The organism is Saprospira grandis DSM 2844 (assembly GCF_000275825.1).
Lineage (GTDB): Bacteria > Bacteroidota > Bacteroidia > Chitinophagales > Saprospiraceae > Saprospira > Saprospira grandis_A.
This window is the reverse complement of the sequence record NZ_JH719942.1, coordinates 1,344,610-1,359,937: the sequence shown is the minus strand read 5'-3', so window position 1 is coordinate 1,359,937 and position 15,328 is coordinate 1,344,610. Positions and strand designations below refer to the sequence as shown.

Sequence of the window (15,328 nt, the reverse complement as noted above, 5' to 3'; positions counted from 1 at the left end):
TCCTGATAACTATTTATAGCCGCAAAAAAGGCCAGGGCGCAAGAGCGCCCTGGCCAAGTTGGATAATCTATAAAAAATCTTAGTAAAGCTGTCGGAAAATGGTTTGCATATGCTTATCGCCAATGCGATATTTTTTGCGCAAATCGGCAGTGAATTGCTGGCTAAGTACCCGAAGGTCCTGGGCCTTATCCAAATTGAAAAGTTTCCAGTCGGTTTTGGAGCCAGCGGGTCCCGAGCGTTGAAAAGCTCTTAGGCTCCAATTATTGGCCGAGCTAAGGCCCAAACAAAAAGGTTCTACCACCCGCCAATCGTCTTGGTCCTTGTAGCGAAAAGCCACTAAAAGTTGTTGAGCAATAGCGTGGTGTAGATTGAGATGCAATGCGCTGTTCGATTTCATAAGATTAGCCTGTTTTGTTGTGAACAATGTATAATTATTATACGTACAGAATTGCATTTTGTTACTTTTTTGCTTAAATTACTTGCATTTTATTAGCTTGTTTATCAGGGAGTTGCAAATTATTTTTAATTTTTTTTGCGGCCATTTTTGGGGCTATTTTCGAGCCTGCTTTTGCTGCATTTATATCGCTTTTTGGCGGTGCAGCCCCTTTCTCGAGAAGAGTAAAAGGCCTTGCGCTACAGCCAGGCCGCAGCCTCGGCTGAGGGATGGATAAGGGTGGCCCGCAGGGCCAGACCCAAGTTTTTTGAAGCGAAGCGAAAAAAACTGCAGGGCCGAGCAGACCTGCGAGCCCTGACACAGCCCGACCCGACCGTAGGGAGGGGCAGCCCCAAAAACAGCAGAAGAAAAACAGCAGCAATAAAAAAAGACAAAAAAATCCTTTATCTTTGCAGTCTTATATTTTTGCATAATATAACACTGACAATCATGTATCAAACTTTGTTGTACTACAAGTACGCCCATCTAGAAGATGCGGAAGAAATGGCGCCTAAACATCTGGAATTTTGTAAGGATTTAGGCATTTTTGGCCGCATTATTATTGCCAATGAGGGATTGAATGGAACGATCTCGGGAACGCCAGAGCAATGCCAGGCATATATGGATTATGTAGCATCTGATCCGCGTCTGCAGGGCATTCATTGGAAAATTGACGAGGTGGAGGAGCTTTCTTTTGTTAAGATGCACGTTCGCTACAAGCCAGAAATTGTAAACTCTGGCCTTTATGATAGCGTAGACCCAACAAAAGAGACCGGCAAGCATTTGCAGCCAGCAGAGTTTAAGGCCCTAAAGGACCAAGAAGATGTGGTGGTGATTGATATGCGATCTAATTATGAGCATAAGCTGGGGCGTTTTAAGGGGGCGATTACGATGGACATTGACAACTTTCGGGAGTTTCCGGAGAAGATCAAGGAAATGGACCATTTGAAAGATAAAAAAGTATTGACCTATTGCACGGGCGGCATCAAATGCGAAAAAGCCTCGGCTTATTTGATCCAGCAGGGTTTTGAGGAGGTTTACCAGCTACATGGGGGCATCATTAACTATGGCAAAGAGGTTGGAGGAGAAGATTTTGAGGGCGATTGTTATGTTTTTGATGGCCGAGTGCATGTACCTGTCAATACGGTAAATCCTTCGGTGATTAGCCGTTGCTACAACTGTGGCAAAAAGACCACGAGAATGGTTAACTGCTGCAACTCACATTGCAATGATCATATTGTACAGTGTGAAGCCTGTAGCCAAGAATTGGCGGGAGCCTGTTCGATTCAATGTAAAGCATCTGACTTTGCTAGGCCCTACAATGAAAAGGGCTTTTATAGAAAGCAACTTTGTGAAGCATAGAGGAAAAGCAGTCTGTATAAAATAGTCGCAAGCGTTTTGTCGTTTTGCGACTATTGCTTTTTTTGGAAAACACCATCAAACTCTACTTATGTCAGTTGCTCGATTTCTATCTATCTGTTTTTGTTTATTCATGGGCTTCTCTAGCTTGTCGGCCCAGCATTACGATCAGGCTATTGGTTTGCGTGGAGGGACCTCTTTTCAGCTCAGTTATAAAGAATTCTTTTCCTATTATCCCTCGCCTCAAATGGCTTGGGAGGTTTTGGTGGGGGTACATATCGATGAGCGTCGCCGCTCTTTTACCAATGGTTATGTGGTAGAGGGAATGTGGTACTATCATCGAGATATTGGTTTTAACACCAACTTCTCGGCTTATGGGGCTGCGGGCTTGCATATGGGGGTTTATACCCCGGTGGGCGAAAAACGACGCTTTGGGGCGGGTTTGGCCATTGCCTTGGGGGCGGAGTATACCTTTAATTTTACGCCCGTTAATATTGCTTTAGATTGGAAGCCTGTTTTGGGGAGCCCCCGCAGCTCTTTATTGCGTGGCGCCTTGACCATCCGCTATATTTTGCCCACCACTTGGCAGTAAATTGCATCTTTTCAAAAAATAGAACGACTTATGAACTACAAATTTTTTATCTTTTGTCTTTTGGCCCTTCCTTTTTTGACCTCCTGCGAAAAGCAATCGGAGAAAGACCGGGAGAAGATCCTCGACTACATTGAAGATAATAATCTGAATGCCCAAGAAGGGGAGGATGGCCTCTTTTATGTCATTGAGGTAGAGGGAACTGGAGATACCGCCACTATTGCCGATGATGTTAAGGTGCATTATGAGGGCTTTTTGCTCAATGGAGACAAATTTGACTCTTCTATAGATCGGGGTACTCCCGCTACTTTTCCCCTAGCCAATGTGATCAAGGGCTGGCAGCTGGGGATTCCCAAATTTAAGGAAGGCGGCAGTGGCAAATTGCTGATTCCCTCGGCTTTGGGCTATGGAGCTACGGGCACAAGTAGCATTCCCGCCAATAGCGTCCTCATTTTTGATGTGGAAGTGATTGAGGTGCAGTAGGAACAGCTAGAGCAGGAAAAGAAAACGGCCAGTACGCAAATTTGCGTGCTGGCCGTTTTGGGGTTGTTTAGTTGCTTTTATTTACCTTTTTTCTAAGAATGTTAACTTCCTTCAAAATTTTTATAGAGGCTTTTAGATTAGATACACTATAGTTAACTTCTTCTACTTGACCATGAGATAATGAATGGAGCGCGGCTTTTCTGTATAGCTTTATGAGTCTAAATTGCTGCAATATAGTATCTATTATTTCTAGATTTTCTGTTGATTGATATTCAGCTATTTTAGCTTCTAGTTGAGTTTTTAGCTCATTTTGATTTGAGTCTTCTAGTAGCTCTTTTATGTCTTCTAGTAAGTGTACAGCTAATTTTGTTACTATTTTTTTGTTTACTCTTTCTCTTTTGAAATAAAAAGGGTTTTTACCAATATTACTTAGCTGTAGTATATCTTCTATTGATGTTTTTGGGGATAACTGAAGCGTTTCAGCCACCAAGTAGCCCATTATTTCTGATAGTTTTCGAATATCATTTCCAATAGACGGTAGACATTGATTAGCATCTTGACTCTCTAAGCGCTTATTTAATTCGTTGAATTCTTTATTAAAATCTATAGTGTCCTCTGAAAAGGCGTTAATGTAGTTATCGTGTTCATATAATCTAAAAAAAGACCATTTCGATTTATGCTCTGGATAAGTCTCACTGATGGCAAATTTGATTCGATTATAGAAGTGAGTGTGATGAGTAAGGATAATAAGTTGATAACGTATCACGGGGCTACCTTCAAGAACCTGTTCAAATAAATACCGAAGCAACTCAGTTCTGTTAATGTCGTCAAGACTAGAAACAAAATCATCAAGGACAATGAGGTTGGTTTTCTCTCTGCTTTTTAAAATTTTAAAAATCTCAAACATGCAGAGCGTCTTAATCAAATTAAGCTTCCCTTCGTTAAGAAAGTTTTTAAAATCTTTGGTTATACCACTTGGAAATCGATCAGCGTCTTTAACGATTAGGTTGTAATCTCCCTCAATGTTGAAGCTGATACTTAATGATTTTTCTTGAAACTGATTATTTAGGACTTCTGTTACTTTTTCTGCAACAGTGGGAGCATGCTCCTTTGAAAATTCATCTAAATCATTATCATGAGGAAGGTAGCTCTGTTGTACAAAATCTGTGAAGGCAATATAATCAAATAGCTCAAAGTCAAAAGGAGCAAAACAAAATGCTTGAATGTCTAATTCATGAGCATTTTCAATCGTGTCATTAAGTACTATGTTGAACTCTGTACTATCACTAGCTGAATTAACTAAGTTGCGTCGAAACTCTTCGTCTCTTGCTTCTTTTTCTTCCTCAGAAAAAGAAGGCTGGTTGGCCATGTATAGGTCAGCTAAAGACTGATAGTTGAAGAAGTAGTTAATTGCTTGATAAAGAGAGCTTTTTCCCGCTCCATTAGCTCCGTAAATGAGTGCGTGGGGTTTTTCATCATAGGGGATTGCTAAAGTGAAATAATTGTCGTCTTCGGGATTTTCCTTATACCCCTTAAAGTTGCATATTTTTATCTTTGATATGTAGTTATTCGTTGACATGCTGTGTTGGTCTATTTTGGCTTAGTATAAAAGTTGATGATTCTTGTTTTTAGTTCTTGATCTCTTTGCTCTAAGTCTTTTTTCTTAAAAAGAGGTTTTTGAAAAACTTCTAGGGTCTCTTGGGGGAGGTTTTTCTTATTCAAATATCGTTTAGACTTTGTTTCGAAGTTAGCATAGCTTCTTGACCCTGTAATTAGAACATAGTTACCAATAGTGTCCTTGGCAGCTTGGACATCCTCAGAAGTCCAGCCATTTGATCCCACATCTTTATTACCAATAATACTTTCGAGTTTATACTCTAAGACTAGGCTGTTATTACTGTTAAGGTAGTAGGCTAAAAGGGCCCATGTTTTAGAAAACTTCCCTTGATATAACAATTCCTCTTTTTCTAAAGTGCCTCCAGAATAGTAATCTAGCTTTTTCCCATTAGCAATAGTGGCTACGATTTTATAAATTTCACGTTTTACACTTGAGCTAGGACCATATCGAAACACTCGACGAATGAGCTCCTGTAAAAAGAGTTTAAAGTTCTCATTATCGCTCATTGTTTTAGAATCTTTTAGGTCGTAGGTATAGCAGTAAACAACAATAGCATTTTGAGGGTATTTGTTACTATACTCTCCAATTATTTGTAGCCAAGGAGTTATACTGGAATCAGCAAGGGTCGTTGCTTTATTGAGAGCAAAAATAATCTGAACAATTTTCTCTAGGGCATCAACAGTTTCTGAGTAAGGGGTCTTATATAAAGGGGAATTTTTTGTTTTTATGAAAAAGTCTCGTAGCCCTGTTTCTGAACCAAAATTGTTTGCTTTTCCTCGAATGACTTGACTGTAGTATCTAAAAAGGTCATCAATAGTTATATCAAGTTCTTCACAGTCTTGTTTTAGATTCTCCCATCTTGCCATATAGTCATCTTCTTCGCCTATTTTTTTTGCCTTTTCATATAACTTGGCATGAAAGATATCTGCATCACGCAGACTCATACCTCTATTATTAATCGTTTCAAAGATGGTTATAGCACTTTGTTCTGCATCCTCGGCATCCTTGTCGTCTACGTAAATAGGTAGAAGAATGACTTGATCTACAATGAAATTAGTTACTTCAGATAAGTCTTCTTTTTTCTCTTCTTTTAAGAAAGAAAACCAACTATAGAATAGAAAACAATTTTTTTCAAAAATATTAGTACACCTTTGTTCTAGGTTGTTTGTTCGTTCTCTTGAGTTTTTACTTCCATCTATACATTCTTCATAACGAGCTTTAAAATCTGTAGCATTAGATTCTAGTACATCATATAAAAGGCTTTGATTCTGATTTGCTTCATAAGTGAAGCGAGGAGCCTTTTTATTTTTTTTAAGGCCTCCAGCATTGACCAAATAAAAGTCTTTTAAGCCTTCAAGTTCTTGATCTAAAACATAGATAGATTTCACCATTAAAAGAATAGTTGTCATTCTTTGTTGACCATCAATTATTCTATATAAACCTTTATGAGACTTATCTTTTGAAAGAACTATATTTCCAATAAAGTAATTTGGCGCTTCAGAATCATCCTTACTTTTATAATAGGCTTCTATCAAGTCATTATATAATGTGTAGCAACGATCGTAATCCCATTGATAGTCCCTTTGGTAAGCAGGAATAACGTATTTGTAAGTAAGTCCAAATACTTCATTAAGCGATTTACTCTCCGCACTTAAGTTTGCCATAATTATTTATTTAAAGGGTTAATTATTTACTTTTACTGCACCAAAGTCACTTTCAACATATTGGTCTTTTTCCGCTCATGTAGCGGCATAGAGCCCGTATTGATAATCACATCTCCAGCCTCGAGCAGGCCTTTTTCCTTGAGAATGTTTGTTACATCTTGAATCGTATCATCGGTGCTGGTAAACTTATCATAATAGTAGCAGCGAGTGCCCCAAACCAAGTTGAGGGTCTTAATCAAATGCTCATCCGAAGAGAAGACCACCACATCGGCTTCTGGCCGATAGCTAGACACCATAAAACCCGTATAACCCGATTTGGTCATGCCAATAATCATTTTGGCCTTGACCTGCTTGGCAATTCTACAAGCATTGTAGCAAATCGCATCAGATAAAAAGGACTCCGAATCATCAGAAGGGGTGAGCTCTCTATTATAAACCGTGGGCATTTGCTCGGCCTCAGCAATAATTCTATTCATCGCCTCTACCACCTTGGCAGGATGTAGGCCCATAGCGGTCTCATTACTCAACATCACGGTGTCGGCCCCATCCAAAACGGCATTGGCCACATCAATGATTTCGGCCCGAGTAGGAGTGGGGCTCTTGATCATACTGTCCATCATCTGGGTGGCCACAATAACGGGACAAGCCTGCTCAATACATTTGCGAATGATCATTTTTTGCAACATCGGCAGACGCTCCATAGGCACTTCTACGCCTAAATCACCCCGAGCCACCATAACCCCATCCGAGGCCGCAATGATTTCGTCAATGTTGGTAATGGCATCGGGCTTTTCAATTTTGGCAATGATCCGCCCCGGATGATTGGCCTTTTTGAGCCGCTTGCGCAAATCCTCAATATCTTGGGCCTTACGCACAAAGGAAAGGGCTATCCAGTTAAAGGGCAAACCCAAAATAAAGTCCAAATCACGTAGGTCCTTTTCGGTCAAAGAAGGCTGCGAGATATTGGTGTCCGGCAAATTTACCCCCTTCCGAGAAGACAGAAAGTCGCCATATAAGACCTCCAATTGGACCTCATCTTTGCCATTGCTACTCTTGACGAGCAACTCCACTTTTCCATCATCTACCAGCACTTTTTCCCCCACTTTCACATCCTTGGCAAAGTCGGTATAGCTCATATACACCTTCTCGGCGCTGCCTAGGCACTCCTCAGCCGTAAAGGTCAAAATCTGCCCCTTACTCAAAGGAATTTTACCGTTTTCCATCTGGCCTACACGCAGTTTGGGCCCCTGCAAATCGGCCAAAAGACTAATGTTGGTCCCGTATTTTTTGTTAATATATTGCACATAGTCAAAGACCTTTTTATGGTCCTCATGCTGCCCATGCGAAAAATTTAGCCGAATGGCATCCACACCCGCTTTGACCAAACCCAATAGGCTCTGATAATCATTGGAGGCCGGGCCAATAGTGGCCAAAATCTTGGTCTTCTGAAACTTAGAAATTTCCATAAAATGGTTTTTTTTATTGTTCTGCTGTTTATTTTTGGGGCCTCCGCGGCGGCTTCGCCTTGCGGCGCTACGTTTCGGGGCTCGCTGTTCGCTCGGCCCTTCGGCGGCAAAGCCGCCTCGGTCTGGCCTACGGCCACCCCTGCACATCGCTAGGCCAGCTGGCTCCGCCAGCTTCTAGACGCAAAAATCTTTTCCTAATCCTGAATCTTAGAGCCGTAGGCTAAATCCCCCGCATCACCCAAACCCGGAACAATATAGGATTTGGCCGTTAGTTCATCATCAATAGCAGCAGCCCAAATATGAACTCTAGGGTGCATCCGCTGAATGTGCTCAATGCCATCCGCCGCCGCAATAGCCACCACAACATGAATATCTCTAGCTTGCCCATAAACCGATAGAGCTTCTATGGTCATGGCCATAGAGGCACCGGTGGCCAACATGGGGTCGGCAATAATAAGGGTGCGGTCTTCTAGTTCTGGACAAGAAACGTACTCTAGGTTGATCTCAAAACTGCCATCCTTATGATGACGACGATAGGCCGAAACAAAGGCGTTATCCGCCCGATCAAAAATATGTAACAAGCCTTGGTGCATGGGCAAACCCGCCCGCAGAATGGTGGCCAAAACGGGCTGCTCAATAGGCAGGGCCACTTCGGCTTCGCCTAAGGGCGTTTCTACGGTTTTTGCCTGATAGGCCATGGTTTTGCTAATCTCATAGGCCATAACTTCACCCAAACGTTGTAAGTTTTGGCGAAAGCGCATGGGGTCTTGCTGAATATCAACGGAGCGCAATTCGGCTACATATTGATTGGCAATAGAGTTTTCTAAGGACAAATTATGAATAGGAGCAGGCATAAATTAAGGCTTTTTTTAGATGGAAGAAGCATTGGCAAAATAGGAATTTTGTATCTTCAACCCAAGACTTTGACCACTTTAATCCCTTTATATTATGCTTTGGGCCTTTGGCGAAAATTACGCTTACGAACTTCAAGAAGCTTTTCGACCGCAACGCTTCGAATGGCGCATTTGGCCCATTCTCCTGCCCGAACAACAGTTGCGGATAGAACAGGCCAAAGGCAGCGATAAACTCGACCCCAAAACACTATCCGCTGCCCTAGAATTGGCCCTCAAATCGGGCTGGCGACAGCTCTACCCGCAGTTCCGCCTAGCTTGGCAAGCGGGAGCCTGGCGCCCCCAAACCGAGCTCTGGAGCGATTGGCGCAAATTGGCCCAATTGCTTCCGCAACGGCCCAGTTTTGGGGTTTGGGAGCTGCAGCAGCATTGGCAGGATATTCAAGCCGCAGAAGAGCGCCTGCCCTTTGCCCTGCCCCCTTTGCTCCAACAACTCTATTTATATAATGGCTTGGCCGGGGGCTGGGGACCAGATAGCGGCCTGTTGGCCTTATTGCCCAATTTGGGCCGCCCCGCTTTGTTGGCCGCTCGCAAAAGTTTAGAGGCCAAGCCAAAACAGAGGGCCTTTTGGCAGCATTACCCACATCTCATCCCCTTTTTGCATTGGGGCACTGGGGTCTACTCCCTCTTTGATAGCCGAAACCCTGAGGCCCCTGTCTGGGCCTTTGATCCCGAACTATTAGGTCCAGATGAAGATTGGGAGGCCGCCTGCTGGTGGCATAGCCCCTCTTTGCTCAATTGGTTTCAGTATTGGCTAGAGACCGACCGCTATGGGATTAAGCTCTGGCAACAGATGTATGAGCGCAAAGGAATGGAGTTTAGGAAGTAGTTGGTCCAAACTGGATGTAGGCACTATTATTCTATTTTTCATCAGCGCAATTGCTGGCCTAGCGATGCGAAAGGGGGGCCGAAGGCCAGACCGAGCCGCTGAAAGCGGCGAAGGGCCGAGCGAACAGCGAGCCCTGTAGCGTAGCGCCGACGAGCGAAGCGAGGCGGAGGCCCCAAAACATCCTCCTACTAAGGAACCTCTTCGATTAAAATTTCTACACGGCGGTTTTGGGCCGCCTTATACAAAGCGCGGCTGCCATCGGCTAAGGTATCCATTTGCAAGAGCTCTTGATTGGAGCGGCTTTGGGTCTGGATGGGGCAGCTGATCCCCTTATTTTCTAGATAGGCCTTGGTTTGCAGGGCAAAACTGAGGGCTTCCTCCTGGGCGGCTTGGCCATTTAGTTTAGAGTCGGTATGCCCAATAACAATCAGTTGGGCTTGTGGATTTTGGGCCAAATAATTTTGCAAGCTATCGAGATACTCGCCAAAAACGGGGGGCGCTAACTTAAAGCGTTGATCGGGCGATCGAAAAAAAGCCATGCGGCCATCATAAGTCAGGCGCTTAATATCTTGCAGATAAGCTTGGCGGAAGCGTTCGGCCTCCTTTTTTTCTTGTTCTGGGCCGCTAGGCAGATAGCCAATAATCTCTAAATCGATATAAAAGGCCTTTTTATTTAGGGGCATGGTATCGCCTAGAATATAGATTTGTTGGCTGGGCAACTGGTATTCGGCCATCAATTTATCGGCGATGCTCAGGGCGCGGGCTCGGCCCAAATTGCCGTAGCGTTTGGCTTGTTCGGGCAGGGTTTCCTCCTTTTTATAGCGGCCAATAATCTTCAGTTTGGCTTGGGGTTGGCTTTTGAGCAGCAGGGCCATCTCTTCGAGCAGGGCCAATTGTTTGGGGAGGTAGAGCGGGGCGGTACTGCCATAATCAAACTCAAATTCTGGATAATTTTCCCAGAGGGGAAAGCCCTCTGCCGAGACACTAAGGTCGTTGGGAATATGGGCCAATTGGCTACTATCGACAGGGGGGGGCGGGGGGCCACATTGCGCTAAGATGACACAATAGTAATACTTCTGGGCTAGAGACAGCCAGATAGCAAAAAACAGCATGGCCAGAATAAGGATGAGTATATTTTTGCGGCTCATAGTGCAAGAAAAGAAAAAGGCTGTTAGTTCAATTATCTAACAGCCTTTGGGTATAGGTACTATAAAATTAGTCTTTAAAGGGAGGCGGATCGAGGGGAATATCCTGATCGATCTCATTGAAGCCCTCGGGAATATCGAGCTCCTTAAATTCCTCCTCCTGATTTAGGTCTAGGGGCGGAAGCTCCTCGCCAAAGTTCTCGGGATATTCGGGAATTTCGGGCAGCTCTTCGGGCATAGCGGGAAACTCATCTCTGCTTTCCTCTGTAGCCACAGGAACGGGAATATCGCCGGGCATGACCGTCAAATCGGCGGGCATATCTTCTGGATTGAAGCCATAGGTTTCATTTTCGCCATTTGTATTATTGGCAAAAGGGTCTTCTGTAGGGGCCACAAAGCTATTGGGAACATTGGCGCCGGTAGCCGATTGCACATTGGCCAGCTCATCGTTAATCATGGCTTGCAGTTGGCTATTAACTTGTTGGGCATCGCCAGTTTTTTCCAGTTTGCGTTGTAGTTCTAGCAGCTTGAGGGCGGCCTCAAAGCGTTGGCTAGCCTGATTAACTGAATTTTCTCTTTTGACATTGGCGAGGCGCTCTTCCATTTGCAATTTGGCGGCTTCTTCACGGGCGCGAACCATATCGCGGGCAGAGCCACTAATAAAGGTCTCCAAACTTTCAATCAAAGAAGTAAGGATTTTGTGCACCACTCTAGCCGAGAACCCGCCCAAAAAGGCCAAAATAGGCTTATAGGTAATAAAGCCACCTAGGCTCTGGGCGGGATTGGCCACCTCAGAGGCATCGCCACCATAAACCGTAGGGTCAATAAAGATAAACTGGGCCAAAATCACCCCAGAAACGATACCTAGAATAAAGCGAATCCAGTACATAGACTCGTATTTGGCATCAAAAGAGGCATTAGATATATACTTATAGGCCTCAAAGAGGGCATAAAAAGAGGCACCAGCGGCTGCAATGGCCAAAATAAATAGCTGGTTGAGCAAAAACTTCATAGGATCCTGATAATCCAGGATATTTCCATTGACAGAGCGAGCATCTACCTCCTCAAACATAAATAGCCCCAAGAAGGTCAATAAGGCAATAATGGCCACAAAGGTCATCCGCTGAATGAGGGGAATAGGCCCCAAAAAGCGAAAAGCACTCTTCTTTTGCTCTTCCAACAACACAATAGAGCTAGGTTGAGCCGGATAAACCGCAGCGGTCAAATCCTCATGCACCATACTCAATTGGTTAATCATATCTTCCTGAGAAGGAACGTGCAGCTCCTCGGCCTGGGCCGAGCGATGGGCCATCCCGCCAAGGGTTTGGCGGCGGCTATACTCCAGAAAAGGGTGAGTTCCATTGGCATTTCGGCTGCCATCCGAAACAGGCCCATTTTCTACATAATCTTGGTAGAGCTTAAATTTTTTGAGGCTGGCCAAGAGACCGGGGGGAAGCTTCTTGCCCTCGGCCAAAGCGTGGTCAATCATCGCTTCGCACTCGAGCAAGGTCTTCTCTACAGAGTTCTGATACTTTTTTTTGCCCATGACTGGCTTTAATTTTCGTTTTTTGGTGCAGGGATAGGGCCTTTAGAGGCCAATATTGCCTCAAAGACAAAGGAAGATAGTCGAAAATGCCTGAAAAATTGAAAAAGGCCTAAAAAAAAATTCCTTATCCCCCTATTTATCGTATTTTTGCCCCAGCTAAGATATGATTCTCAGCAATCTTGATTAGTAAACCATTTAAAATTTTAAACAATGGCAACTTACCTCTCTAAAGAGACCAAAAACGAAATTTTTGAAACTTACGCAGGCAGCGCCAGCAACACAGGTTCAGTAGAAGGCCAGGTAGCTTTGCTATCTTTCCGCATCAAAAACTTGTCTGAGCACCTAAAAGCCAACCACAAAGATCACGCAACTCGTCGTTCTTTGCTCAAAATGGTTGGTCACCGTAAGTCTTTGCTCAAGTACTTGGCAAAGAAAGATATTCTCAAATATCGTGAGTTGATCGCTAAACTAGGTATCCGCGATACTTTGGGCCGCAATCAATAAGAAACCATTGGGGCTTCTGCTATTTTTAGTAGAGGCCCTTTTGTTTTTTAGGGGCCTCCCGCAGCAAGCTGCGGGCGCTACGCTTCAGGGCTCGCAGGTCTGCTCGGCCCTTCGTCGCTTCGCTCCTTGGTCTGCGGCTTCGCCGCCCCCTTTCGCATCGCTAGTCCAGGCGCTTCGCGCCTTCTACACGCAATAAATAAAACAGAGAGCCCGCAAGCCTTTCTGTTTTAGCCACAGTTCTTGTCCGCAATACAACAAATTGCATTTTTAGCAGCAGGCTAAGGAGGTCTGCTGTCAGACGTTATCTTAAACAATTATTAGAAATGGGTAAACAAATCCCTTTGAGCACCTCTGCAGTTATTGCAGGTAAGGAGTTCACACTAGAAACTGGCAAACTTGCCGCCCTTACCGATGGTTCAGTTGTACTGCGCTATGGTGACACTATGCTTTTGGCTACTGCCGTAGCCGCTGAAGAAGCCCGCCCTGATCAGAGCTTTTTTCCTCTTTCAGTAGATTATCGCGAAAAATTTGCTTCTGCAGGTCGTATTCCCGGCAACTTCTTCCGTAGAGAGGCCCGCCCTTCAGAATATGAAATCCTTACTTCTCGTTTGGTAGACCGTGCCATCCGCCCGCTCTTCCCCGATCACTTCCTCAACGAGACGCAAATCTTTATCTTCCTCATCTCTGCCGATGGAGAAACCCTACCCGACGCTTTTGCCGCCTTTGCCGCTTCTGCTGCCCTTATGGTTTCTGATATTCCCTTTGCTGGACCTATCTCAGAGGTGCGCATTGCTCGTATCAATGGCGAGTTTATCGTGAACCCTTCTCGCTCAGAGCTAGAAACTGCCGATATGGAGTTTATCATTGCCGGTAGCATGGATAATATCGTTATGGTAGAAGGGGAAGCCGATGAATGCCAAGAGGAGGAACTCATCGAGGCAATCAAAGTGGCCCATGAAGCCATCAAAGAGCAATGCAAAATGCAGCTCGAACTTCGCCAGCTAAAAGGCGTAACAGAAAACCGCCCCGTAGCGGAAAAAGAAGAGAACGAAACGCTAAAAGCCGCTGTAGATAGCGCTTGCCGCGAAAAACTCATGGATATTGCAGGCACTCCTTCTGATAAGAAGGTCCGCAAAAATGCGTTTAAAGCACTAAAAGACGAAACCAAAGCCGCCCTAACAGAACAGTTTGGCGAAGAAGCTTGGGGCGAAATGTCTCATCTCTTCAGTGGCTACTTTGATGCCCTCAAGAAAGAGTGTGCTCGTGAGGTGGTCTTGAGTAAGCAACAACGCCTAGATGGCCGTACCCCCACAGAGGTGCGTAACATCTGGTGTGAAGTAGATTACCTACCCGCTCCTCACGGTTCTGCCCTTTTTACTCGTGGAGAAACTCAATCCTTGACCACCGTCACTTTGGGGTCTAAAATGGATGAGGCCTTGATTGACACTGCTCTGTCATTGCACAATGACAACTTTTTGCTGCACTATAACTTTCCTCCTTTCTCTGTAAATGAGGTGGGACGTCCAAGAGGGACTAGCCGCCGGGAAGTAGGCCACGGTCACTTGGCTCGCCGTTCTTTGGCCCGTGTAATGCCCGAAGATTATCCTTATACTGTACGTATTGTCTCAGACATTCTAGAGTCTAACGGTTCTTCTTCTATGGCGACCGTTTGCGCAGGTTCTTTGGGCCTTATGGATGCTGGTGTACCTATCCGCAAGCCCGTTTCTGGTATTGCTATGGGTTTGATTACCGACGGTAAAGGCCGCTCTGTTGTTCTTACCGATATCCTTGGTGATGAGGACCATTTGGGCGATATGGACTTTAAAGTAACGGGTACCGAAGATGGTATCTGTGCCGTACAAATGGATATCAAGATTGACGGTTTGGATTATGAGTTGCTTCGCACGGCCTTGCTACAAGCTCGTGAGGGACGACTACACATCCTTGGCGTAATGAATGAAACCATGTCTGAAGCTCGGGAAGATCTCAAGCCTCAAACGCCTCGTATGGAGCTGATCATCATTGATGCCGATTATATTGGTGCCGTGATTGGTTCTGGTGGTAAGGTGATTCAAGGGCTACAAAAAGAGACCAGTACAGTGGTTACTGTAACTGAAGAAGAGGGCAAAGGTTATGTTCGCATTTCTGGTGAAAAACCCAATGTAGAAAAAGCCGCTGCCTTTATTCAGGGAATTACTACCGAGCCTGAAGTAGGAGAAGTCTATGATGCAAAAATCGTTAAGTTGATGCCTTATGGCGCCTTTATCGAGTTTTTGCCTGGCCGTGAGGGGCTCCTTCACGTTTCTGAATTGGCTTGGGAACGCATTGAAAATGTAGAAGAAGTATTGACAGAAGGAGAGGCGATCCAAGTGAAACTACTTGAAATTGATCCTCGTTCTGGAAAATTCCGTTTGTCTCGCAAGGTGTTGCTTGAAAAGCCCGAGGGCTATGTAGAGCGTCCTCCTCGCGAAAAGCGTGATCGCAATGATGATCGTCGTGGCGGAGGCCGTGGTGGAGATCGCGGTGGCCGAAATAATCGCCGATAACTTCTAGTTAGCCGATAAAGTGAGCGCCCTGTTTCTATGGAAACAGGGCGCTTTTTTATGGGGCCGCCTATAAGCGCAAAGAAGTTGGTCCAAAATGGCCGAAGCGCAAGACTTGCATTTGGCCTAGCGATGCGAAAGGGGGCGGCGCAGCCGCAGACCAAGGAGCGAAGCGACGAAGGGCCGAGCAGACCTGCGAGCCCTGAAGCGTAGCGCCGACGACCGAAGGGAGGCGGAG

General features: G+C 44.9%; 13 protein-coding genes. 6 read left to right on the top strand and 7 right to left on the bottom strand.

From position 1 onward, the window contains the following. Positions 1–79: 79 nt before the first annotated feature. Positions 80–397, bottom strand: a complete 318-nt coding sequence (locus SAPGRDRAFT_RS06200; RefSeq protein WP_002658060.1) for a WYL domain-containing protein — start codon at positions 395–397, stop codon at positions 80–82. A gap of 486 nt (positions 398–883) precedes the next feature. Between SAPGRDRAFT_RS06200 and trhO the strand changes: the two genes are divergently transcribed. The 3 genes from trhO (at position 884) to SAPGRDRAFT_RS06180 (ending at position 2,864) form a co-directional block, all read left to right on the top strand. Next, positions 884–1,795, top strand: coding sequence for an oxygen-dependent tRNA uridine(34) hydroxylase TrhO (gene trhO, locus SAPGRDRAFT_RS06190; RefSeq protein ID WP_002658058.1), 912 nt, complete (start codon positions 884–886; stop codon positions 1,793–1,795). A gap of 88 nt (positions 1,796–1,883) precedes the next feature. Then, positions 1,884–2,384, top strand: a complete 501-nt coding sequence (locus tag SAPGRDRAFT_RS06185) for a hypothetical protein (RefSeq protein WP_002658056.1) — start codon at positions 1,884–1,886, stop codon at positions 2,382–2,384. Between the two features lie 30 nt (positions 2,385–2,414). After that, entirely contained in the window at positions 2,415–2,864 is a 450-nt protein-coding gene (locus SAPGRDRAFT_RS06180; protein ID WP_002658055.1) for an FKBP-type peptidyl-prolyl cis-trans isomerase, read from the top strand. Positions 2,865–2,931: 67 nt separating this feature from the next. On the opposite strand, the gene SAPGRDRAFT_RS06175 is transcribed toward SAPGRDRAFT_RS06180, so the two are convergent. The 4 genes from SAPGRDRAFT_RS06175 to upp form a co-directional block, all read right to left on the bottom strand. After that, positions 2,932–4,443 carry an AAA family ATPase gene (locus tag SAPGRDRAFT_RS06175; protein WP_002658053.1) on the bottom strand — a complete coding sequence of 504 codons (1,512 nt, stop codon included), beginning with the start codon at positions 4,441–4,443 and terminating at the stop codon, positions 2,932–2,934. A gap of 11 nt (positions 4,444–4,454) precedes the next feature. After that, positions 4,455–6,146: a DUF262 domain-containing protein gene (locus SAPGRDRAFT_RS06170; RefSeq protein WP_002658052.1), complete on the bottom strand. Its 1,692-nt coding sequence runs from the start codon at positions 6,144–6,146 to the stop codon at positions 4,455–4,457. 32 nt (positions 6,147–6,178) lie between these two features. Next, positions 6,179–7,612 (bottom strand): pyruvate kinase, encoded by a 1,434-nt coding sequence (gene pyk / locus SAPGRDRAFT_RS06165; protein ID WP_002658050.1) that lies wholly within the window; start codon positions 7,610–7,612, stop codon positions 6,179–6,181. 194 nt (positions 7,613–7,806) lie between these two features. After that, positions 7,807–8,466, bottom strand: a complete 660-nt coding sequence (gene upp / locus SAPGRDRAFT_RS06160; protein ID WP_002658048.1) for a uracil phosphoribosyltransferase — start codon at positions 8,464–8,466, stop codon at positions 7,807–7,809. Between the two features lie 94 nt (positions 8,467–8,560). On the opposite strand from upp, the gene SAPGRDRAFT_RS06155 reads away from it, so the two are divergent. Then, entirely contained in the window at positions 8,561–9,352 is a 792-nt protein-coding gene (locus SAPGRDRAFT_RS06155) for an SMI1/KNR4 family protein (RefSeq protein ID WP_002658047.1), read from the top strand. A gap of 188 nt (positions 9,353–9,540) precedes the next feature. Here SAPGRDRAFT_RS06155 and SAPGRDRAFT_RS06150 read toward each other — a convergent pair whose 3' ends face one another. Continuing rightward, on the bottom strand, positions 9,541–10,500 hold the full coding sequence (locus SAPGRDRAFT_RS06150; RefSeq protein WP_002658045.1) for a hypothetical protein: 960 nt from the start codon (positions 10,498–10,500) through the stop codon (positions 9,541–9,543). A 67-nt stretch (positions 10,501–10,567) separates the two neighbouring features. Further along, positions 10,568–12,043, bottom strand: coding sequence for a hypothetical protein (locus SAPGRDRAFT_RS06145; RefSeq protein WP_002658044.1), 1,476 nt, complete (start codon positions 12,041–12,043; stop codon positions 10,568–10,570). Between the two features lie 210 nt (positions 12,044–12,253). Between SAPGRDRAFT_RS06145 and rpsO the strand changes: the two genes are divergently transcribed. Beyond that, positions 12,254–12,547 (top strand): 30S ribosomal protein S15, encoded by a 294-nt coding sequence (gene rpsO, locus SAPGRDRAFT_RS06140; protein WP_002658042.1) that lies wholly within the window; start codon positions 12,254–12,256, stop codon positions 12,545–12,547. A 323-nt stretch (positions 12,548–12,870) separates the two neighbouring features. Further along, positions 12,871–15,093: a polyribonucleotide nucleotidyltransferase gene (pnp, locus tag SAPGRDRAFT_RS06135; RefSeq protein WP_002658041.1), complete on the top strand. Its 2,223-nt coding sequence runs from the start codon at positions 12,871–12,873 to the stop codon at positions 15,091–15,093. Positions 15,094–15,328: the final 235 nt, after the last annotated feature.